This window comes from Marinococcus salis (assembly GCF_054971365.1).
Map to the genome: position 1 here is coordinate 234,262 of NZ_JBQOJB010000001.1, position 21,626 is coordinate 255,887.

The window sequence follows — 21,626 nt, forward strand, 5'->3', positions numbered from 1 at the left end:
TAACATTCTTCTAAGCAGACTACAACTTATCCTATCACATATTCTTCCCTGTTTAGATGAGCGTATACTAATGAGACTAACGGCTCTGCATAAAAAACACAGCTCGGCGGACTGCGCTTTTAAAGATGCATCGTATTACCTTTTAAGTATTTCCCAGTAGATACTGTCAATTTTTTCTGCCTGTGCATCGACGTCGAACTGATCGTGCACTTTTTTTATATTACTTTTCCCCATTTGTTCCCGCCGGGCTGGGTTTTCTATCAGTTCCTGCATACGGGACGCCAGCCCATCTATGTCTCCCGGCTCAATCACAAAGCCGTTCACCCCTTCATCAATCATTTCGGGGATACCGCCGACTCTTGTAGAAATAACGGCCGAACCATAATTCATTGCTTCTAAAATCGCCATTGGAAAGCCTTCATTATACGACGGGAGTATCATGAGGTCAGCATTTTTTAAGTACATTGCTCTTTCTTCTTCCCCTACCCAGCCAAGCACATGAATGTACTCCTCCAGGTCTTTCTGTTTGACCAGGGCTGCCACCTTTTCCACTTCGCCGTCTCCGGCAAGGTAGACATGGAAGCCGCTATGCGTCTCTGCCAGCCGGCCACTTGCCTCCAGTAGATCATACACGCCTTTTCGATCCCCAAGACGTCCCATAAATAAAATATTCACCTCAGGGCCGCTTTTATCATAATGATAGTCTTTCAGGCTTATTCCATTTTCCACTACGGCAATTTTTTCTGCAGGCATGATCGCCTGGAAAAAATCTCTCCAATAGTCGGATAAAACTATTACTCGCTCATTTAAGCCAAGTACATACCGGACAAACTTTTTTTGTACAGGATGCATCGTATTATAAAAGCTTTCAAATCTTGACCCATGAATATGAAGTACTGTCGGGATCCCTTTGCTCTTTAAATAAAAAATGAATAAAGCCTTGCGGTAAAAACTCCCTGCCACCGAAGCGTGCAGATGAACAATGTCCGGCCGGTCGTGCTTCACTTCTTTTATCAGCAGAGCAAAGGCGCGGAGAAACATCTTCACCCGCACAGCCTTGGACTTATTGATGTATGACGGAATCATTTTAAGGTCATGCTTTTCCACCAGCGAAGAAGTGAACAAGTTTTTAAGAACGGATACAATTCCGCCTTTATCTTGTAAATGTGAGCCGATAATAACTACTTTTGGCAACCAAAATCCCCTTTTCTTTTCATGAATTCATTTAAAACAACCCTAGAAATTTTTTCTTATTTTTAATTTTGAGCGGCTCATCAAGCAGCGGGTCTTTATTTTCAATAATGCGCTCGGCGTTCTCCAAAAAGGTGTCTACATATTCTGCTCCCAGATGATGGTCAATGTAATCATAGGCTTCCCGCAGGTCGAACGGGCGCATATCGATGTTATGAGCATCGGTCGACACGACATGGGTTAAGCTGTGGGTCACCATGTCTTCAGCAAACTGCTTGATGCTCTTATTCATTTTACCGGTAAAGCAGTGGGCGGTGACCTGGGTGAGCGCCCCGTTTTTCACAAATTCATGCAAAAGGTCCGGCTGCTCGCGGAACGCTTTTGTCCGTTCCGGATGCACAATGACCGGCACGTAGCCTTCCACCTGCAGCTCAAACATCAGCTGCTTCGCGTATCTTGGCACCTGCGCACTCGAAAATTCAACAAACACGTAGCGGCTGTGATTGAGGCCAATGGAGATGCCTTTGTTCAAATCGTTAAGTAGTTCCCCGTTAATCCGGTTCTCCTGGCCCGGCAGCACCTTCACGTCGATACGGGCGCTTTTCAGCGACTCGTTCACGTAGTCCACCAGATGGGGAATATCCTGCCCGCTGTTGTCCCAGGCACCATTTTTATGATGCGGTGTGGCAACCACGGTGTGTATGCCGTTCACCTGTGCGGCTCTTCCCATTTCGATGCTGTCCTGAATTGTTGCGGCCCCGTCATCAATGCCGGGGAGTATATGTGAATGCAAATCGATCATAATTATTTGCTCCTTTACATTTTTTCCACACCAACAGCTTACCATATTTTCGCAATTTTATGCAGAAGACCTGCGGAGAATACTCCACAATAAAAAGCCCGGAAGACGTCGTTAGCCGAAGTCTTCCGGACTGTAATTCCGTGCTGTTCAAATCGTCAGCTTGATCGTTTTGAGTTCATACGGTTTAAAGTGTAACGTCAGGCTGGAGCCGGCTTCGAGCTTTTTCACCGGCTCCTCCAGCAGGCTGCATTCCATGCAGGTGGAAAAGGCATGGGCGCTTGCAAACGTTACTTCCCCGCGCACGCCTCCGTGCTCATGCAAACGCACAATAATGCCGTCATCATCCTCCGCCTGCTTGACGGCGTCCACGGTAATATTAGCCGCCTCAGTCTGCAGAAAACTGTATTCGTGTGCTTCCATCGTTCCATCCACGCTTTCCGCCGGAATGTTGAGCTCCGTTGCTTCCTGTACAGTGCCGCCATCAAACCAGTCTCCCTTATGAGGAAACAGGCTGTACGTGAAAATATGTTCGCCCTGGTCCTGGGTCGGATCCGGTTCTATTGCGGACTTTAACAGCGTCAGCTTCATTACATTGTCTTTGATGTCATAGCCGTACTTGCAGTCATTAAGCAGGCTGATGCCGTAGTCGCGCTCCGAAAGATCCGCCCACTGGTGGCCGACGGTTTCAAACATGGCCATATCCCAGCTTGTATTCCAGTGGGTTGGGCGCGTGACATTGCCGTATTGAATATCATAGGTAGCTTCGGTGGCACGGATCTTTACTGGAAACGCTGCTTTCAGCAGCTGCTGGTGCTCATGCCAGTCGACCGTCGTTTTAAAATCGATTCTTCTTGAATGGCTGTACACAATAACTTTCTGGTACACCGAAGAAGACTGGTAGCTCCATTCCAATTCAATGACCGCACGAAGCGGCCCGGTTTCGGCCAGGTGAATTTTTTTCAAATCAGAAACGGCATACTGTTTCTCTTTGTAAAAAATATCGATGTCCCAGGCGTCGTACGAAAGCGGCTTGTCCTCAAACACCTCGAGAACGTTCGCCGGCCCGTCCAATGCTTCACGTCCGGACTCTTTATCATACACACTCACGAGCTGGCCGCGATCATTAAAATCGATCGTATAAAAAGGAGTTTCCAGGCGCCTGCTCTCGTACTGAAACGGCGTTTCCTCTTTTTTCTGTGCTGCCCCGCCGGCGTAAATCACCTTGTACCCGAGCGCCGGGAGATCCGGCACGTGCACGAACACCTCTCCAGACTCTTCTGTCTGCATCTGCAGCTGCTCACCCGTATGGCTGGTCCATCCGGTCTCTCCATCCGGCACCTGGATCAGTGCCCCGCGCGAATGGGAGGCCGGGTTGAAAACAGTCTGTTCCTGTCCGGCCTGTTCATGCTTCAGCAGTTCCGTCTTTGTTTCCTGTTCGTTTGCTTCAACGAGCTCCAGCGCTTTTGCATATTCCTTTGTGCTGTCTTCATACACTTCCCGAATTGAAGAACCCGGAATAATATCATGAAACTGGTTGCGCAGAATGATTTTCCATCCCTGCTGCAGCTTTTCCTGCCGGCCCCTGTGCCACGAACCGTTCTGGAGATACGCCAGGGTGTCGAGCCATTCCGCCCGGCGGTAGCGAAGCTCTGCGGTGCGGTTCATTTTTTTATTGTAGGCCTGGCTTGTGTAGGTGCCACGGTGGTACTCCAGATACAGCTCCCCGTCCCACTTGTGCACGTACTGGTCGGTTTGTTCCATGCGTTCATGAAGCCCGTCGAGATACTGGTCTACCCTCCCTGTTTTCACATTTGGGAGCCCCGGCATCTCGTCGAACCGGCGTATTTTTTCCAGCATATCCCGGTTGACCCCGCCGCCGCCGTCTCCGTATCCATAGGATAAAAGCAGCTCATTGTTAAAGGAGCGGTCCCGGTACTGATCCCATATACCCTGAATGCTTTCCGCTTCAATTTCACCATTGTATGTGTATTTGCTTGAGCCGTCCGGCGTCGTAATAAAATGAGCAGCAATCTCTGTGCCATCGATGCCACGCCAGGTGAATGTATCATGCGGCATACGGTTGTACTGGTTCCAGCTGATTTTGGTGGTGATAAACGTATCGATGCCCGCCTGCTTTAAAATTTGCGGCAGCGCCCACGAGTAGCCGAAAACGTCCGGAAGCCACAGATACCGGCACCGCTTCACGCCAAGCTCGTGTTCGAGGAAGCGCTGGCCGTATAAAAGCTGCCGGCTGAGAGATTCACCGGAAGGGATGTTGCAGTCGGCTTCAAGCCACATGGCGCCCCCAGCCTCCCAGCGGCCTTCAGCTATGCGCTGCTTGATCTGTTCGTAAATCTCCGGGTAGTCATCTTTGATATATTCATACAGCTGTGGCTGCGTTTGCAGAAACTGGTATTCCGGGTACTGGTCCATTAATTTCAGGACAGTGGAAAAGGAACGTCCCGCTTTTTCCCTCGTATGCTTGAGGCGCCAGAGCCAGGCAACGTCAATATGGGTGTGGCCTACGGCGCGCACAGTCAGCGGATGCTCTTCCTGCAACGGCTTCAGTTCGTTATGAAGCTTGTCGTTCGCTTCTTCCACCGACTCGTAAAATGCTCCGTTCCCCGGCACGCGCCAGTCGATCTGCTTAAACGCCCGGTCCAGTGCCTGCAGCAGCAGGGCTCTTTTTGCGTCCCGCCCGCTAAGTACGGCGACCGTGTCTAAAGCTGCCCCTGCCGTGTAATACAGATCATCCGCCGGCTCATGCAGGCAGGAGATAAAGGCAGTCTGCAGCCGATGCTCCTGAATTTCCCGGTTTCCTTTAATTCCTTCGAGACCGGACCAGAGCCGGAACTCAAGCGTGATTCTCTGCCCGATCAACCGCTCTGGAAAAAATACCTCTTTGTGGTTCCCATCGACGGCCTGCATTGGCTCGCCGTTGACGTACAGCAGTGACTCAAATCCGGAATTGTGGCCGCCGCCTGTTTTTCCGAAGTCAAACACACCGACGACCTTTTCTCCCTGCCACTCGCCCGGAAGCTCCACTTCTGCTTTCAGCCAGAGGTAGCGGTCCCTCCCTTCCCAGCGGTCGCCAATATTCATTTCGGTCGTTTCCTGCTTCGGCATGGCCTGGATGATTTCTTCTCCTGTTTGTTCTTCTACCGTTTGAAAATGCCCGATAGGCTGTTTGTTGATATAACGATATTTTTGCAGCTCGCTTATTCGCTGTCCTAATTTTTCTTCTGTCCAAAACATATTTTTCATCCTCTCTGAAGTAAATCCCTGCTACCCTTTAACAGCTCCGCTCGTCAATGCTCCGACAATGTAGCGCTGCAGCAGGACGAATAAAATGACTACTGGAATAATGGACATAATGCTTCCTGCGGCAAGCAGGTGGGTCGTAATCTGGGTCTGGGTGGACTGAAGGTTTACCACGCCGACCGAAACCGGGTACAGCGATGCATCATCGATCAGGATGAATGGAATAACAAACTGCGACCAGCTTTGCACGGCGACAATAATTACTACGGAAACGATACCAGGTATGCTGACCGGAAACAGAACGCGGCTCAGCATCTGCCATTTGTTGCACCCATCAATAATTGCCGCTTCATCCATATCCACCGGCACGGTATCAATATAATTTTTCAAAAACCATGTGGTAAACGGAAGCACAACGGCAACGTATACGAGAACGACCAGCCACAGCTGGTTCAAAAGCCCCCAGCTTGCAAACAGCCGGTACAATGGGATGGTAATAACTACTGCTGAAATCATCTGGGTCATTAACACAGCGACCATCAGCTGGCTTTTAAACTTCATCCGGTACCTTGATAAGGCAAACGCTGCCGGAACTGCAATGAGCAGTGTTAATACAACCGTGGAAGCCACAATTCGAAACGAGTTCCACAAATACTGGAGCACCGGGGCTGAATCCAGCACTTCCCGGTAGTTCCCAATCGCAAAGCTTGTCGGGATGATACTTGGAGGCACCTGAAGCACCTCAAACCTTGTCTGCAGGGACAGGGAAAGCACCCAGAGAAGCGGAAACAAAAAGCTGAGTACGACAAGCACGTAGCTTATATACAGCCCAATCCTTATCCACTGCTGTTTTTTCGCACCTACCATCATTTATTCCTCCCCCCTTCGGCCGAGTACCTTTAAGTACACAAGCGTCATCACTACGTTCACAACCAACAGCACTACGGCAGTCGCAGCACCTTCTCCGAGGTTAAACTCCCTGAAAATAGCTGTATAAATACTTAAAGCGATAACTTCTGTGCTGTTACCCGGTCCGCCGCCTGTAAGGGCCATCACCATATCGAACGTATTGAAGGTATCAATAGAAATAATAATCAGGTTCACCAGTATAATAGGAGCGATCGCAGGCAGAATAACATTTTTCATGCGCTGGAGTGCACTTGCTCCGTCAATAACCGCTGCTTCGAGCACATCCTTCGAAACCGTTTTCAATCCTGCATACATTAAAATCATGCTGAACGCTGTGCCGCGCCATATATTGGCGAGCGTCACGGATAACAGCGCCATGGTCGGGTCTGAGAGAAAGGAAACGGGCCCGAGGCCTATGGTACTCAGAGCATAATTGATAATGCCTGCGTCTGTTTCGTTGTACAGCATGCCCCATATAACCCCAATGACAACACCTGGAATGGCCCAGGCCACGAGAACAGAGGTACGCACGACGACTGTGCCCCGCAGGTTCATTTTCTCCCCCTGTACAATGAGAAGTGCAACGATAAATCCAGCAAAGAGCTGAAAAACAACACTGAAAAATACGAAGAACGCTGTTGTTCCGATCATCGGCAAAAAGCCTGGAAGTGTAAACATGCGAAGATATGATTCCAGCGTATAGTCGTACCCTACCTGAATCATATTTGCATCTGTGAAGCTAAGCCGCACTATTTGGAGAATTGGGTAGAAGAATACTGCGGCCAATACCAGCAAAAGAGGGATTAGCCAGGGATACGGGGTGTCCCACATTGTTTTTCTCGGCCTCCGCTTTTGTTCCGTTTGCTGAGGGGGAAATGCTTTATCGTATGTGCTCATTCGCTCTCACCGCTTTCTCCGAAGGTGACAATTTCCCATGCATCATCAACCGCCTGTTCCGGCTCCTTGCTCCCGGATATTACCTGGGAAATAGCCGTTTGCAGCTGTACCGAAATTTCGTTATATTTTGAAGCCCCCGGACGGGCTTCGGCCTCTGTTTCCAAAGATGTCAGAAACTCGTCATTGAAAGCGCCGGGATTGTAAGAATCGGATTCATATACAGACGTCCGGGCCGGCAGCGACCCCTGAATCGAAGTGAATTCGCCCATCCCTTCTTCACTGATAAAGGAATCCATAAGAAAATCAAAGGCGGCTTCCTTCTTCTCCGGGTCATCTGTAAAAATCCCCCAGGCCCAGCCGCCGGCGCTTGATACGGTTGGATCGCCTTCCCCAATTGTCGGGAGTGAAGCTACTTCCCAGTTCTCAAAATCATCGCCAAGTATCTCCTTTATCGTAGCCGCCTGCCAGCTTCCACCTAAAAACATGGCCGTATCGCCGGCAGCAACTTCCCCGTTTGCATCATTTTCCTGTCCAGAGCTTGCCATGCGTTTGGAAACCGCTCCTTCTTCCTGGGCTCGGTCGAGCGTTTCAAACGTACGGATCATGGCCTCCCGGTTCTTTCCTTCACCAAACGTCGGGTTGCCTTCCTCATCCACCAGCTCGCCGCCCTGCGACCAGAATAACGGCCATAACGAAGTCACCGAGGTGCCTTCTCCAATTCCCAGCGGAAGCACAAGCCCTTCATAGCCTTCTTTTTGTACTTCATTGGATACTTCAATGACTTCGTCCCAGGTCGACGGTGGTTCTTCAATGATTTCCTTGTTATAATAAAGCATTCTCGTATCCGTACTCATGTACAGGCCATAGATCTTTCCGTCATCGCCCCGTAATACCTTCTCCGCAAAAGGAAGGTAATCATCTGGATCGAGACCCCGCTCTTCCATCAGTTCATCCAGGGGCTGCAAATATTCCTTGTAACGATCCAGCATATAGCCGTCAATCGCAGCCATATCCGGCGCCCGGCCGGTATTTGCCTGTTCAAGCAGTCTGGCCATCGCTTCATCAATGTTGCTCGATTGCAGACTAAGTTGAATGTTCATATCCGGATGTTCTTTTTCAAAGGATTCTATGTTTTCTGAAATATAATCTGATGTTGCGGCTGATGGGGCTTCAGGTGAATAGCCTGCTGTCGTGTACCAGGTGAGCGTCTCTTTTTCTTCTGCGCTCGGGTTGTCACCATTGCAGCCTGCCAGTCCTGCTATTACCAGCATAGACATTCCAATCGATATTGATTTTTTCATGAGGCTCCGCCTCCGATCTGCATTATTTTCTAACCTTTCACTTCTTAAAACAGTTTTAATAAGTCTTTAAAAGCTAAAGGCTGCAGAAATTTCTTAGTGCAGCGCTCGTTTTAGAATCAGGGAAGCCGCTCCCATAGCCTCCGCTTCCTGCCCGAACTTCGACGAAATAAACTCCATTGCGCCTGCTGTTTCAGGATAAACACATTCTCTAACTATTTTTTCTGCTTCTTCAGGAAACTCCGGGACAGCTGTAATCAACCTGCCGCCAATGACGACTAATTCCGGATTAAGAAAATTCACTTTATCGGCAATGGCACTGCCGACGTCCTCCATGCTTTCCTGAATGATCTCCTGCGCCAGCGGGTCCCCTTTTGCCAGGCCTTCGATGAATTCTTCTATGGAATGTAAATTTTTTGGCAGTGATGTTGAATCACCTCGATGTATCCGGCCCTTTGTTTCTTCTAAAATGGGAAGAATAGAGTATAAAGCCTTTCCTGTTACATTGTTTTTCGGACGCAGCCGCCTGCTTTCGAATCCTACCTCCCCCGCCAGGTGAGTCGTGCCCCGGAAGAGTTGGCCATTGATGATATAACTGCTCCCTATACCAAAATCGATCATAAAATAAAGCACGTTTTCTGCCTCCCGTGCATGACCGTAATGCCATTCTCCGAGCAGCATGCAGTTTGCGTCTTTTTCAAGACAGACAGCTGTATCAAACGCTTTTTCAAATAATGTAACGACTTGGATGTTTCGCCATAGAGGCAGGTGCGGCGGGGATAAAATGGTGCCTTTATCCGCATTAACCGGGCCGGGTGAACTAATACCGATACCTACCATCTTTTTTAACTGGAACTCGGGCGCATTTACAATTTTTTCAACTCTATTTATCACTCTCCCTATTACCGCTTCAGGCTCTTCTGCTAGAGAAAAAGATTCTGTTTCCCGGTAAATTATCTCCCCCTTTAACGTAGTAATCACAAGCACCACTTCTTCTACGGAAATGCTTACGCCGACTAAATAGTGCCACTCGGAATCCAGGGTATACAGCGTAGGTTTTCTGCCTCCATTGGACAGTGCCTGCCCCGCCTCCTGCAGCAGCCGTGCTTTTTCCAGATCAACCAGAATATTTCCTACGGAGGCTACTGTTAAGCCTGTCGTTTTAGCCATTTCCTGCTGGGTCATTGGCTCTTCACTGCGGTGCAGCAATTCAAATACACGCCGTCGGTTTGCTGTTTTTAACATGTTTGCGTTCGTTACCGTCATGATAGCCACCTATACTTCTTAAAATTGTTTTAATAAGTAATTATATGGTAACGCTTTCATAAAGAAGTGTCAATATTTTCTTTTTTATTATGGATTTATTACAATGGTATCATCTAATTATTGGAGTGATCGCATGGACTACCGCCAGCTCATTTATTTTATGGAAGCCGCCCGGCTTGAAAGCATTACCCGCGCCGCTGAACATCTGTACGTTACCCAGCCGACGATTAGTAAAATGCTGCGCCAGCTTGAGGAGGAATGGAGCGTAACGCTGTTTGACCGCTCTCGCAAGAAGCTGACCCTTACAGATGCCGGAGCAGTCATGCTTGAACAGGCCAAAAAGATACGCCACGCTTATCATGGCCTTGAGCACGAGCTTGACGCTCTCCGCGGCTTAAAGCGAGGACAGCTCCGCATCGGGCTTCCGCCTATTTTAAGTTCTTCCTTTTTCACTCGCGTGATCGCCCCTTTTCACGAAAAGTATCCCGAAATCACCCTCCACCTCGAAGAAAACGGGTCAAAAAAAATCGAAGAAGCTCTGCTGCACGGCGACCTTGATGTCGGCGCCGTCGTTTTGCCAACAGAGGAATCGTTTTTTCATATCCATCCCTTTATTGATGAGCCGCTTCAGGTCGTGCTTCCCTCCCGACACGCCCTTGCTGTGCAGTCGTCTGTCGGGCTTGCCGAGCTGAACCGGGAGCGATTCCTGCTGTTCAACCAGGACTTTTCCCTGCGCCAGCAGATAATTGCCGCCTGCCGGGATATCGGGTTTATGCCCAACATTCTTTCAGAAAGCTCACAGTGGGATTTTATTGAGAAAATGGTGGCGAGCGGTCTCGGCATTACCCTTCTTCCCGAAAGTATTTGCCGGGAGCTGGGCGGGCAGGTAATTATTCGTCCGCTTTCCGACGAAACGCTCCGCTGGAGGCTTGGCCTTATCTGGCATCGCGAGCATTACCTCTCCTTTATCGCTAAAGAATGGCTCGATTTTTCCATTCCGGTGCTTTCCCAAATGGGGCAGGAGCATTAACGTCTTTAGCATAGACAAAGGTTATGTTAAATATGTTAATCATTCATTTTCATTATGATTTTGTATAGAGTATCCTTATAAATGAAAGGAGACTTCACTATGCAGGCACGGAAAATGCGTGAAAGCCGTATCGTCAACACTGACCAGGTACTGCTGAACGATTTAAATAATTATAATTCTCTATTTGGCGGCGTTTTGATGAAAAAACTCGACAGCTGCGCCACGCTGTCGGCCCGCCGGCACTCCCGGGCGAAGGAGTGCGTGACCGCTTCGACCGATTCCATTGATTTTCTCTGTTCGATTTTCCAGACAGATTCAGTCTGCATTGAATCCTTTGTATCCTATACAGGCACAAGCTCGATGGAAATTTTCTGCAAGGTGATCGCTGAAGACATGATGAGCGGAGAACGCCGGATAGCAGCTACCGCCTTTTTAACGTTCGTCGCTCTCGGCGATCACGGCAAACCGGTACCGGTTCCAGGCATTATTCCAGAAACGGATGAAGAAAAAACGCTATTTGAAACCGGCAAAGACCGCGAAATTGACCGCAAGCACCACCGGCAGAAAAGCAAGGAGCTAGCGAAATTTATAACACTGGAAAAACCTTGGGATGAACACGAGGAGGGCGCACAGTATGATCACATTAACTAGTATTCAAACACTTCGAAGCGTCGAGGAAGAACGCAGCACGCTGATGAAAAACAACGAAGAGCTCTATACGCTCTGGGCGCATGCCGTCCAGCTCACCCGGAAGCTTCAGCTTCGCTATCAGAGCCTCTGCAAGCTATTCGAACAGACAGAGAATCTTCCGGATGACGTTCAGGCGCTGCCGGCTTCTGTACGAAGCCTTTATATAGAAGAAGTCCAGAAGCTGCGCAGGCAGACAGACGACGCCCAGCTGCAGCAGCTCATTCAAACACTTTCCTCTGAAGAACAGGAAGCTTTCTGCGCCATGACCGCCGGCGCCACCCCGGAATCCATTAAAGGGGTAAGTAAATAACTAAACGTATCCAGGCAATTCTATTGTCTGGATTTTTTTGTAACTTCCCGGCAGTTTAGGCGACTATTATTTGTAGCAGATATCATATAATTACAGCCTATTGAACTATTGCTGAATTAACTATAAAATGAAGCAATACTACATAACCAGGCAGACAGGAGAAATGGAGACATATGAAAAAAGCATTATTAATTATTGGCGGGCTGTTTTTGGCGCTCCTTATAGCAGTCGGCATCTATGCCTGGTACCTTTACGACTCGGTCGCAGATACCGCGGAAAATATTAACGAGGGCAACGATCGCCAGAGCAACCTTCGGGAAGCCGATGTAGACATGGATGCAAGCGAGCCGATTTCCATTCTGCTCATGGGCGTTGATGCCCGGAATGGAAGCACCTCAGGCCGGACCGACACCATGATTGTGGCTACTGTAAATCCTGAAACTGAATCAACCAAAATGGTCAGCATTCCAAGAGATACGTATACGGAAATGATCGGACGGGGAGATGAAGGAAAAGACAAAATCACACATGCAAATGCGTTTGGCGGGGCTGACATGGCAATGAATACCGTGGAAAACTTCCTGAACGTACCGATTGACTATTACGCTACTATTAACTTTGAAGGATTCGAGGATATGGTAGATGCGGTAGGTGGAATAACCGTCAACAATACTTTTGCTTTCAGCGACAACGGCTATGATTTTCCAGAAGGTGAAATCGAAATGGACGGGGAAAAAGCACTTACCTATGTTCGTATGAGAAAAGAAGATCCACGCGGGGATCTCGGACGTAACGAGCGCCAGCGCCAGGTACTTGAAGCTATTGCGAATAAAGGACAGAGCGTGACATCCATCACTCGCATTGGCGACTATCTCGATGTGGTAGAGGAAAATGTGCGCACGAACATGACCTTCGATGACATGAAGGATCTGCGCTCGAATTACTTCAGCGCCCGGAATGATATTGAAAACATTAGCTTTGAAAACGGCCAGGACCGGACAATTGATGGAATTTACTACATGGAGCAAGATCCAGCCGAAGTGCAGGAAATCTCGAACACGCTCCGTGAGCATCTCGAGCTTGAAAACGGTGAAGAAGCTCCCGCAGAATAAATAAAAAAAACGGTGTCCTCAGCGAGGACGCCGTTTTTTATTTGGCTTTGGAACGGTTTGGCATAAACCATTTTCTTTTTTCTTTTAACGGAAGCGGCTCCTCGGTACTCACATAACGATTATTCAGCACACATGCTGCGTTGTCCTTCAGCATTTCTGCATAACCTTTTCCAGCCAGCTTTTCAATACTGTTGAAGGCTCCTTCCAGGGAAGCTCCCTCTTCAGAGGGATCGATGGTCATACTCGCTGTCATGTTAGCCCACCGGTGCTGAATCATTTTTTCTGCCAGATGCCTTTGCGGCTTCGGGGCGGCTTTGCTGAAGCTTTCTGCACTCACCTGTGCGAGCGATCCGTCTTTAATCAGTCGGTACAGCTCTTCAGGGTGCTGCTGAAAACCCGGTTCCTTTTCCGGTTCTGCAAGGATGGGCATGTACCCTTCCATACGCAGTTCATGTAAATTCGCATGCATGTTGTGATAGGAAAGCTCTTCGCTCCACTCTACAAGAACGTACCGGCTGCCGTTTAGCGTTAGTGCTTCTTCCGTCTTTAATTCATTGATCAGTGTATCTGTCAGCCGAACGCACTGGCCAGGATAAATACGAATGTTGCCTAATTCACTGTACCACTGCTTTTGAAACTGCTCTATTAAAAATGGAATTGTATCTCCTGGACGTTTATCGTTTTCATGCCACTGCGCTGGAGCCACGATAATATCTGTAACTCCTGTTTTCTGGCATTCTGTGAGCCATTGCCTGACATTATTCTTTTTCTCTGCAGTATCGTCTTCCTCACTTAAGATGTATCTGTTAATGTCAATCAACTCTCCCACTCCTTTGGTTCGGCCCTCAGCCTTTATTATTCCTTCGGCATGGAAATGATTAAGCAGTTTAAGTATAGCACATAACCTCCCCCGTCAAAGTAACTATATCTCAGTCTGCCAACATCCTTCCCGCAAGACTTTTATCACAAAAAAGAGGCTGAAAGCAATGACTCTGCTTTTCAGCCTCTCGTTTATTTATTATGTTTAGAAACGTCCTGCGCCAATGTAACGGGATTTCCAGTAGGAGCTGTTCATATCGGAAATCGTGACGCCAGTCGAAGCACCGGCATGGAGAAACTTACCGTTTCCAACGTAAAATCCCATATGGGAAGGGCCAGTTCTTGTTTCATAAAATACGACATCGCCGACGCTTGGATTCGACACCTTCGATACCTGGGTCCACATTTGCGCTACAGTTCGCTGCGTCTTTACACCGTGCTGATTCATAACGTACTGGACGAAGCCACTGCAGTCAAAGCCGCTCGGTGTAGTGCCGCCCCATACATATGGAGTGCCCATATACTGCTTGCCTGTTTCCACTACCGCTGAGGACGAGCCGGTCGATACGCCTGCTACTGCGCTGGAATTGGAACTCGAAGAGGAGCTGGAATTTCCTGAAGAAGCCGTCACATTACTGCTCAATGCTTTTCTGGTAACCGGCCCGACGACGCCGTCCACCCCGATGCCTGCAGCGCGCTGAAAGTCTTTTACTGCTGCATCTGTTACAGGGCCGAATACGCCATCCACATAGCTGTTATAAAACCCTTTGCTTTTCAGCGTGCTCTGCAGACTGGTCACTTCACTTCCGCGGTCCCCCCGACGGAGACTTGAAGACACGCTCGAGCTGGAAGAACCTGAGGAATTCGAAGAAACGTTGGAGGAAGAGCTGCTGCCGCCAAGATTCATTTTACTGAATGTGATCGGGCCTGCTACTCCGTCCACACCAATGTTCTGCGCACGCTGGAACGACTTCAGCGAGCTTGCTGTTACCGGGCCGAATACACCGTCAATGGCGCCGCTGTGATGCCCTTCGCTTTGCAGGTACTCCTGCAGCTCCTTTACGTCAGAGTTCCGGTGTCCTATTTTTAATGTTTGGTCTCCAAGAGCAGCGTCTGCAATGCTCGGCGTAGCTAGAAGTCCTGCTGCAAGCGCAGCGCTGAATAAGAATTTTTTCATATGTTTTCGTCTGTAAGGTCTCTTAATATCCGGAGTGTGTATGTTGTGAATCTAAAGTTTCAGAACAGCTCATCTGATAGAAATATATGTAATAAAAGGGATATTTTTTATTATTAAGAGTTTAAGACGATTACACCTCCTGTTATTTTATTTTTAAGTGATTAAGTATGTTTTTTCCGTATTTATTAACTACTCGTAGTATATGTTGGAGGCACAACTAATTCAATAGAAGTGGAACTTTTGTTACACAAATGTAATTTAGCACACAAATTCGTAACTTTATTAGTGATCTTAGACCTACTTAAACCTTTGTACACGGTATAATATGCCCAGTAAACATAAAAAACTTCCTCCACCTGCGAAAAGGCGGAAGAAGTTATGCGTTATTTTCACATCTGTAATATTCTATGTTCTTTAATGTAGTCGATGACCTCTTCCACGCTAATATCCTCTGCCAGAATATACCTGCTGCGCTGATGCACTTCCGGTTTTTCAAGAATATTCAGCTTCACGCAGTAGCGGAACAGCAGAGTGATAAACTGGCGAAGCGTAGAGGCCTGATAGGTGGATTTTTCCTTCAGTGAATCCCCAAAGGCTTCAAAGTAATCCTTTGAAGAGAAAGGAGATTTATTCTCCCAGGAAACCAGGTTCTGTAAGAACGTCCTGAAAAATTCAACGCTTACAGCGTATGTCTGTGGTGCTTTTTTGAATTTCAGCAGCCCCTCTTCTTCAATGTAGTATAAAAGAAGCGTATCCCGGTTTTGGGCTGCAGAAGCGCTGGTAACGTTCAGATGGGGATCTCTGAAGGGAACTGTGGGAGCGGACAGGTCGATCAACCCGTTTTCTCCAAAGGGGACCGCCTCCGCGTTATTCCGTTCCGGGTAACTGGCATCCTCTCCCGCGATAAAAGCCTTCATTCGTTCGAGGCTGCGCATATAATGTACGGCCTGTTCGGCGCGGTCATAGTTATGGTTCTGCACCGCCTCAAGCAGTATTTCCTGTAACTGTTCTTCATATTTTGCTGGCATTAAGGGTGAATCTCCTTTCTTCAGTGACGGTCTTCATATTATTAATTTTTTGCACTTGTGTAAGAATTAATTTAACAATTGTTTTTATGCAAAAATAAGCAGCCATTTGAATTATACTTAATATATTTTTTCATATTGTCCTGCCGGCGTCTATACTTTCTTGTTGTATAATTATAAATTACACACATATTCTTTTATCGTACGTTATTCTTCTACTACTTTCATCGGTCTTCATTCTCGATAATTATAGCGGTCTTTATTAGTATTTTTATACTAACGCGAAAAAAACCGGAAAAAGCGAATATCACTTTTTCCGGCTTACTGATTCTCTATACTGCCCGCAGTACTATAACGGTGGAGGCATAATCTCCTATAGGCTTTTTTACCCCCTCTGTATTCACCGGAAGCCCTGCATACATCAGTTCAGCACCATACAGTTGCCAGTCTGTTCCTTCCACTGCATAAAGCAGCTCTTCAGTGAGTCCGCCCCCATAAACCCGGCTGAACCCATCATTTGGTTCTTCGAGCACCTGGTACCTGCCAATGACTGCCGTTTTCTTATCCTTCGAAACCACGCTCCAGGAAGTCACGTTTCCATCACCCTCAAACGGGCTCGTAATCCGGTAAAAGTCACCTTCCTGGAGAAGCTCCCGGTAGTGTTTGTAAAATTCCACCTGCTTTTGCAGCACTGATAAATCCGGCTCCTTCGTAATATCAAGCTCGTAGCCAAAATTTCCAAAATAGGAAACGTCCGCCCGTGTCTGCAGACTCGTAGTCCGGTGCACCTGATGGTTGGGTACGTCAGATACATGGGCACCCATTGTCTTCAGCGGATACACCATCGACGTACCGTACTGGATACGGAGTCTTTCCACAGCATCGGTATTGTCGCTCGTCCATGTCTGCGGCGCGTAGTACAGCATGCCGGGATCAAACCGGCATCCCCCGCTTGCACAGGACTCAAACAATACATGCGGAAATTCTGTCGTCAGCCGCTCATACAAATCATAGACACCGAGCACGTAACGGTGCATGATTTCCTGCTGCCGGTCCGGCGGATACACCTTAGAGTAAACTTCTGTAAGCGGCCTGTTCATGTCCCACTTCACATAAGTGATGGCAGCATCCTTCAGCAGCCGGGACATCTGACGGTAGAGCTCATCAACTACCTCCGGCCTTGAAAAGTCCAGCACAAATTGATTCCTTCCCTGTGAGGGCTGTCTCCCCGGTGTTTCAAGTATCCAGTCCGGATGCTTTTGAAACAGTTCGCTTTGTTTTGATATCATTTCCGGTTCAAACCACAGGCCAAAACGCATATCCATGCCTGTGATTTTTTCCGCCAGCCCCCGGATGCCGTTTGGAAGCTTACTTTCATCTTCAAACCAGTCCCCGAGCGATGTCGTGTCATCGTTCCTGCGACCGAACCACCCATCATCCAGGACGAACAATTCGATACCACACTGACTGGCTGTTTCCGCCATGGAAACAATCTTTTCTTCATTGAAATCAAAATAAGTGCCTTCCCAGTTGTTTAAAAGCACTGGTCGTGCTTTATCCCTCCACGGGCCGCGCACAAGTCGGCTGCGGTACAGATCATGAAATTTGTGGCTCATGTCGTTTAAACCTTCCATCGAATGTACCATCACGACTTCAGGCGCCTGAAATGTTTCGCCTGGTTCTGTCTTCCATGAAAAATCAAAATCCGGCAGCCCCATAGACATCCTCGATACTCCGAAATGATCCACCTCTATCCGGCCCTCGAAATTACCGCTGTAAACAAAGCTGAAACCAAATACTTCGCCCCGGCTTTCATCTGTTCCCGGCCGCTTCAACGCCAGAAACGGGTTGTGCTGGGCACTACTGATGCCTCGGGTGCTTGCAATCTGCTGTATTCCCTCTTCAAGCTTTCGTGTTTTCACGTGACGCTCTCTCGCCCAGGCACCGGATAAATGCAGCATCTCAAACTCTGCGTCCGGAAAATCGACATTCATGCTTTTGACACCAAGCAGACGAAACGGTTCACTTCCGCCGTTATAAACAGCTGCACTCCGAGTAATGACCCCCGAAGCTTCGAAAAGAGTATACAGCAAAGTTAATTCCGCGTTCAGATGGTAATCTTTCAGAGTAACGACGAGCGTAGAAGCTTCATCTCCGTGCTCTGTGTATGTGGCCGGCAGCCCTGACAGTTCCGGCTTATTCTTAAGAAAGACGTGGCTTTCATATTGGAAATTAGTAATACGGCTGCCATCCTCCTGCTGAATGTGCAGCGCCGGTTCACGGAAATCAGTTGTTCCATAGACTGGATATTCCTGTTGCACGCTTTCGAGCGAAAATGAAGGGGCTTCTTCAAATACAGAAGCCGTATTCGAACGTTCTTCAAACCGTCGCAGATGGGAAAAATTCTCACGGTGCGGCAGACGTTTTCCGTAGTAAATATGCCCAAGTTGATTGTTTGGAAGCACATCGAACACGTAACTCGTATTTGCTGCCTGCAGATGAAATGTTTTAGTGGCACTGCTGTAATGAATAGGCATTTTGGTTTCTCCCCACTTTTTATTTTATTTGATCGATCCCTGTGCAAGGCCTTCGATAAAGAAGCGCTGCAGAAATAAGAACAACAGGGTCATCGGCAGCAGCGCCACAAGAGAAGCCGCGGCCACCAGATTCAGATTGGCGGAGTTTTCCCCAAAGAAGCTGTTTACTGCTACCGGCAGCGTCTGCACGCTCGCTTCCTGAAGGAAGAAAATCGCAAACTGGAAGTCGTTCCAGATGTAGACGCAGGCAATGATTAATACCGTAGCTGTAATAGGCTTAAGCAACGGAAACACGATCCGGAAGAAAATAGTCAGCGTATTTGCACCGTCAATTTTTGCCGCTTCTTCAAGCTCTTTCGGCACCGTAGAGCGAATAAACCCGGCATACAGAAAGATTGTCATTGAAAGAAATGCTGCAACGTTATTAAATATAGCCACGGCCCGCGTATTTAAAAGTCCCCAGTCCACGACCATCTGGTAAAGCGGCACGAGGACCGTCAGCGGCGGCACAATCATAATACCGATAAAAAACAAGTATACAAATTTGTTCAACTTCGTCTGCCTTCTCGCGAGCGGATAAGCAGCCAGCGAACCAGCAAGAATCAGGCAGGCCGCGGAGAAAAACGTAATGAAGCCTGAGTTAAACATTGCTGTCCCGAGTTGGGCCTGTTCCCAGGCCACCGTAAAGTTCTCAAAGCTCCATTCCTGCGGCAGGACCCACATAGAGCTAAAATCACCTAGTGCTTTGAGCGAAGTAGTAATCAAAATATAAAAGGGAACGATGTGCAAAAGACATATGAGCAGACACAATAGATTCAACCCTAAGCGCTGCTTCCCCGAAAAACGATTCATTATGCTTCTACCTCCTTGCGGCGCAGGTAAATGACCGAGGCCAGCGTAATAACGAGAATAATGATAACCATCAGCACACCCTGTGTGGCTGCGTAGCCTGCATCCTGACGGTCAAAGTACAGCGAGTACATGAATGTCGACATAGACTGCGAGGCATCTCCCGGGCCGCCACCGGTTAAGGATACAATCACGTCAAACAGCTTTAACCCTCCGATAATATTTAGCACAACATTGATTGTAATTGCCGGCATTAACAGCGGAATCGTGATGTTTTTAAACTGTTGGAACAGGGAGGCTCCATCGATGCGAGCTGCTTCATAATATTCTTTGGATACGCTTTGCAGTCCGGCAATAAATACAATCATCGAAATGCCTACAAACTGGTATGTGTTTACCAGTACGATTAAAAACGGGTTCAGGCTGGGGTTATTCAGCCAATTAATACGATCAAGTCCAAAAAGCATGACAACATCGTTTAACGCTCCGTTACTGTAAGCAAACATAAAGTACCAGATATACCCCATGATAAGCGGGCTGATAATAACCGGCATGTACACGATTGTTCTAGTAATGGCCCGCATTCTCAGGCTCTGCATGAGCAGCAGCGCATACAGCAGGCCTACCGTCATCTGTAAAAACGTGCTTCCGATACCGTAAAGCAGCGTATTGCGCACTACGAGCCACGTGGTGGGGTCGGTGAGCATCCGGGTATATTGTTCGAAGCCGACAAAGTTCCTTGTCTGCGAGAAACCGTCCCAGTCTGTAAATGAAATACGCAGACCGTTAATAAACGGATAAACGATGAAGATAATAACAAAGGCAAGCGCCGGAACATACATAATCCAGAGCGAGGACTTTTTTGATTTTTTAATTTTGTTTTTCTTGGCGTTAGAGGCTGCCGATTCGTATTTTTCGGTTTTTTCCATCTTTTTCACTCCTATAAAAGGAAAAGGGCCTGCCCGGAAGTAAGCCCTTTCCATTCTATCCTCCTGGTTACTCTGCTTCTTCTTCGTCTACTTCCGGCTCTTCTGCTTCTTCAATGTCTTCGCCTTCTTCAACCCCAACTTCTTCACGGAGACGCTCGAATTCTGTAGCCATTTCATTGGACACCTGTTCAGGGGTCATTGAGCCGGCCAAAAGCTCTTCCCCAGTGCTTCCAATTATGTCCCACATACCGCTCGGCAGGTATTCCCGATCAAAGTACGGTTCAATTTCAATATCTTCATATTTGGCGTAGGAATCTTCATAGTAGCTCTCCGAATCTACGCTTTCGAGCGGTGACGGGAGGGCGGTAGCTTCAGCCATTGTCTTCGCATTTTCTTCTTCAGCCATAAAGGAGATAAACTCTTTCGCTTCTTCCTTCATGTCAGAATCATTCCAGACAGCCAGCGTATGGCGTTCGCCGCCGATCCAGCTCGGGTCGTCCCCTTCATGAATGGAAGGCACCGGTACCATTCCCACTTCCACGTCAGGGTTCAATTCTGTTACGTCAGCTCCAAATGAACCACCAGCAAAGATGAAAGCAATCTGGTTTTGGGCCATGAGATTTACAGCCTGGGCACCGTTAGCGTTGACCGCGTCTTCGTTAACTAAACCTTCCTCGTGCATCGTCTGCAGCTGTTCCGGCAGGAATGTATAATTACTCCAGTCAAACGTACCTTCTTTCAATTCTTCTTCATAATTGTTTTCACCTTCAGCAGAGGTCAAAAGCGGCGTAGCCATCTGATCGAAATACTGGGCGATTGCTCCGGCGCCTTCCTGAGCCATAAACATCGGCGTCACTTCATCTCCAGCTTCTTTTTCGAGCTGTCTCATTGCTGCAAGCAGCTCGTCGTATGTTTCGGGCGCTTCAATGCCATGCTCGTCAAGAAGCGTTTTGTTGTAGCTGATCCCATCCAGCGCTTCGTTGATTGGGTATGCATATAGTTTTCCGTCTTCGTCCGACAACAGCGAGCTCATGTTATCGTTTAAATCGCTGGCCCACTCTTCTCCGGAAAGGTCTTCAGTATAATCACCGTACCGATTCTGTGCCCAGCCGTGGGTATCGAAAACGTCCGGCATTTCGTTAGACGCCATCTGTACACGAAGCTGACTTTCATAATCCGCTCCCGGCAGATTCACGTTCACCTGGATGCCGCTCTCTTCTTCAAAGTCGGCAACGAGTTCTTCGAACGTTTCTTTTTCTGATTCATTCGTTACCGAGGAATACAATGTTAATGTTTCACCAGAACCTTCACCCGAAGAGTCTCCCCCTCCGCCCCCGCAACCGCTCAATGCTACCGCTGTAACGACAGGCACTGAAAGCAACAACCTTTTTTTCATAAAATAACATCCTTCCCTAAATTTTTATTTAGTAAATTTTTATTCGTTTTTATTAAGTTAACACATTGAGCAAACGCTTTCAATAAAAGTTTGAAAATTAATTTAATTATGTTTCGCTTCGTCTAATT

The 21,626-nt window shown here is 48.0% G+C and carries 18 protein-coding genes; 4 read left to right on the forward strand and 14 right to left on the reverse strand.

From position 1 onward, the window contains the following. Positions 1-135: 135 nt before the first annotated feature. The 7 genes from ACTTK6_RS01095 to ACTTK6_RS01125 form a co-directional block, all read right to left on the reverse strand. Positions 136-1,194: a glycosyltransferase family 4 protein gene (locus tag ACTTK6_RS01095; protein ID WP_462832399.1), complete on the reverse strand. Its 1,059-nt coding sequence runs from the start codon at positions 1,192-1,194 to the stop codon at positions 136-138. Between the two features lie 31 nt (positions 1,195-1,225). Continuing rightward, a complete protein-coding gene (locus ACTTK6_RS01100; RefSeq protein ID WP_079474757.1) occupies positions 1,226-1,993 on the reverse strand; it encodes a tyrosine-protein phosphatase in 768 nt (255 codons plus the stop codon). A gap of 147 nt (positions 1,994-2,140) precedes the next feature. After that, complete coding sequence (locus tag ACTTK6_RS01105; RefSeq protein ID WP_462832400.1) at positions 2,141-5,248, reverse strand: alpha-mannosidase; 3,108 nt, start codon at positions 5,246-5,248, stop codon at positions 2,141-2,143. A 30-nt stretch (positions 5,249-5,278) separates the two neighbouring features. Next, positions 5,279-6,124 carry a carbohydrate ABC transporter permease gene (locus ACTTK6_RS01110; RefSeq protein WP_462832401.1) on the reverse strand — a complete coding sequence of 282 codons (846 nt, stop codon included), beginning with the start codon at positions 6,122-6,124 and terminating at the stop codon, positions 5,279-5,281. Then, on the reverse strand, positions 6,125-7,060 hold the full coding sequence (locus tag ACTTK6_RS01115) for a carbohydrate ABC transporter permease (RefSeq protein WP_462832402.1): 936 nt from the start codon (positions 7,058-7,060) through the stop codon (positions 6,125-6,127). It abuts the gene before it with no gap. Continuing rightward, positions 7,057-8,361 (reverse strand): extracellular solute-binding protein, encoded by a 1,305-nt coding sequence (locus tag ACTTK6_RS01120; protein WP_462832403.1) that lies wholly within the window; start codon positions 8,359-8,361, stop codon positions 7,057-7,059. Before ACTTK6_RS01120 ends, ACTTK6_RS01115 begins: the two co-directional genes overlap by 4 nt. A gap of 93 nt (positions 8,362-8,454) precedes the next feature. After that, positions 8,455-9,624, reverse strand: coding sequence for an ROK family protein (locus tag ACTTK6_RS01125; RefSeq protein WP_462832404.1), 1,170 nt, complete (start codon positions 9,622-9,624; stop codon positions 8,455-8,457). A gap of 133 nt (positions 9,625-9,757) precedes the next feature. Here ACTTK6_RS01125 and ACTTK6_RS01130 point away from each other — a divergent pair, with 133 nt between their 5' ends. The 4 genes from ACTTK6_RS01130 (at position 9,758) to ACTTK6_RS01145 (ending at position 12,766) form a co-directional block, all read left to right on the forward strand. Further along, entirely contained in the window at positions 9,758-10,654 is an 897-nt protein-coding gene (locus ACTTK6_RS01130) for a LysR family transcriptional regulator (RefSeq protein ID WP_079474753.1), read from the forward strand. Positions 10,655-10,753: 99 nt separating this feature from the next. After that, entirely contained in the window at positions 10,754-11,305 is a 552-nt protein-coding gene (locus ACTTK6_RS01135; protein ID WP_079474752.1) for an acyl-CoA thioesterase, read from the forward strand. Then, on the forward strand, positions 11,289-11,654 hold the full coding sequence (locus ACTTK6_RS01140; RefSeq protein ID WP_462832405.1) for a hypothetical protein: 366 nt from the start codon (positions 11,289-11,291) through the stop codon (positions 11,652-11,654). The genes ACTTK6_RS01135 and ACTTK6_RS01140 overlap by 17 nt, the downstream gene beginning before the upstream one ends. Before the next feature lie 173 nt (positions 11,655-11,827). Then, entirely contained in the window at positions 11,828-12,766 is a 939-nt protein-coding gene (locus ACTTK6_RS01145; RefSeq protein WP_079474750.1) for an LCP family glycopolymer transferase, read from the forward strand. Between the two features lie 37 nt (positions 12,767-12,803). Here ACTTK6_RS01145 and ACTTK6_RS01150 read toward each other — a convergent pair whose 3' ends face one another. From ACTTK6_RS01150 to ACTTK6_RS01180, 7 genes are all read right to left on the reverse strand, one after another. Next, positions 12,804-13,586: a CpsB/CapC family capsule biosynthesis tyrosine phosphatase gene (locus tag ACTTK6_RS01150; RefSeq protein ID WP_462832406.1), complete on the reverse strand. Its 783-nt coding sequence runs from the start codon at positions 13,584-13,586 to the stop codon at positions 12,804-12,806. 204 nt (positions 13,587-13,790) lie between these two features. After that, positions 13,791-14,762: a C40 family peptidase gene (locus ACTTK6_RS01155; protein WP_462832407.1), complete on the reverse strand. Its 972-nt coding sequence runs from the start codon at positions 14,760-14,762 to the stop codon at positions 13,791-13,793. A 389-nt stretch (positions 14,763-15,151) separates the two neighbouring features. Further along, on the reverse strand, positions 15,152-15,790 hold the full coding sequence (locus tag ACTTK6_RS01160) for a hypothetical protein (RefSeq protein ID WP_462832408.1): 639 nt from the start codon (positions 15,788-15,790) through the stop codon (positions 15,152-15,154). Positions 15,791-16,119: 329 nt separating this feature from the next. Then, positions 16,120-18,324, reverse strand: a complete 2,205-nt coding sequence (locus ACTTK6_RS01165) for an alpha-galactosidase (RefSeq protein WP_462832409.1) — start codon at positions 18,322-18,324, stop codon at positions 16,120-16,122. Between the two features lie 24 nt (positions 18,325-18,348). Next, positions 18,349-19,176 carry a carbohydrate ABC transporter permease gene (locus tag ACTTK6_RS01170; RefSeq protein ID WP_079474745.1) on the reverse strand — a complete coding sequence of 276 codons (828 nt, stop codon included), beginning with the start codon at positions 19,174-19,176 and terminating at the stop codon, positions 18,349-18,351. Beyond that, complete coding sequence (locus tag ACTTK6_RS01175; protein WP_425320078.1) at positions 19,176-20,015, reverse strand: carbohydrate ABC transporter permease; 840 nt, start codon at positions 20,013-20,015, stop codon at positions 19,176-19,178. The genes ACTTK6_RS01170 and ACTTK6_RS01175 overlap by 1 nt, the downstream gene beginning before the upstream one ends. Before the next feature lie 154 nt (positions 20,016-20,169). Continuing rightward, positions 20,170-21,498 carry an ABC transporter substrate-binding protein gene (locus ACTTK6_RS01180; RefSeq protein WP_462832410.1) on the reverse strand — a complete coding sequence of 443 codons (1,329 nt, stop codon included), beginning with the start codon at positions 21,496-21,498 and terminating at the stop codon, positions 20,170-20,172. Positions 21,499-21,626 lie beyond the last annotated feature (128 nt).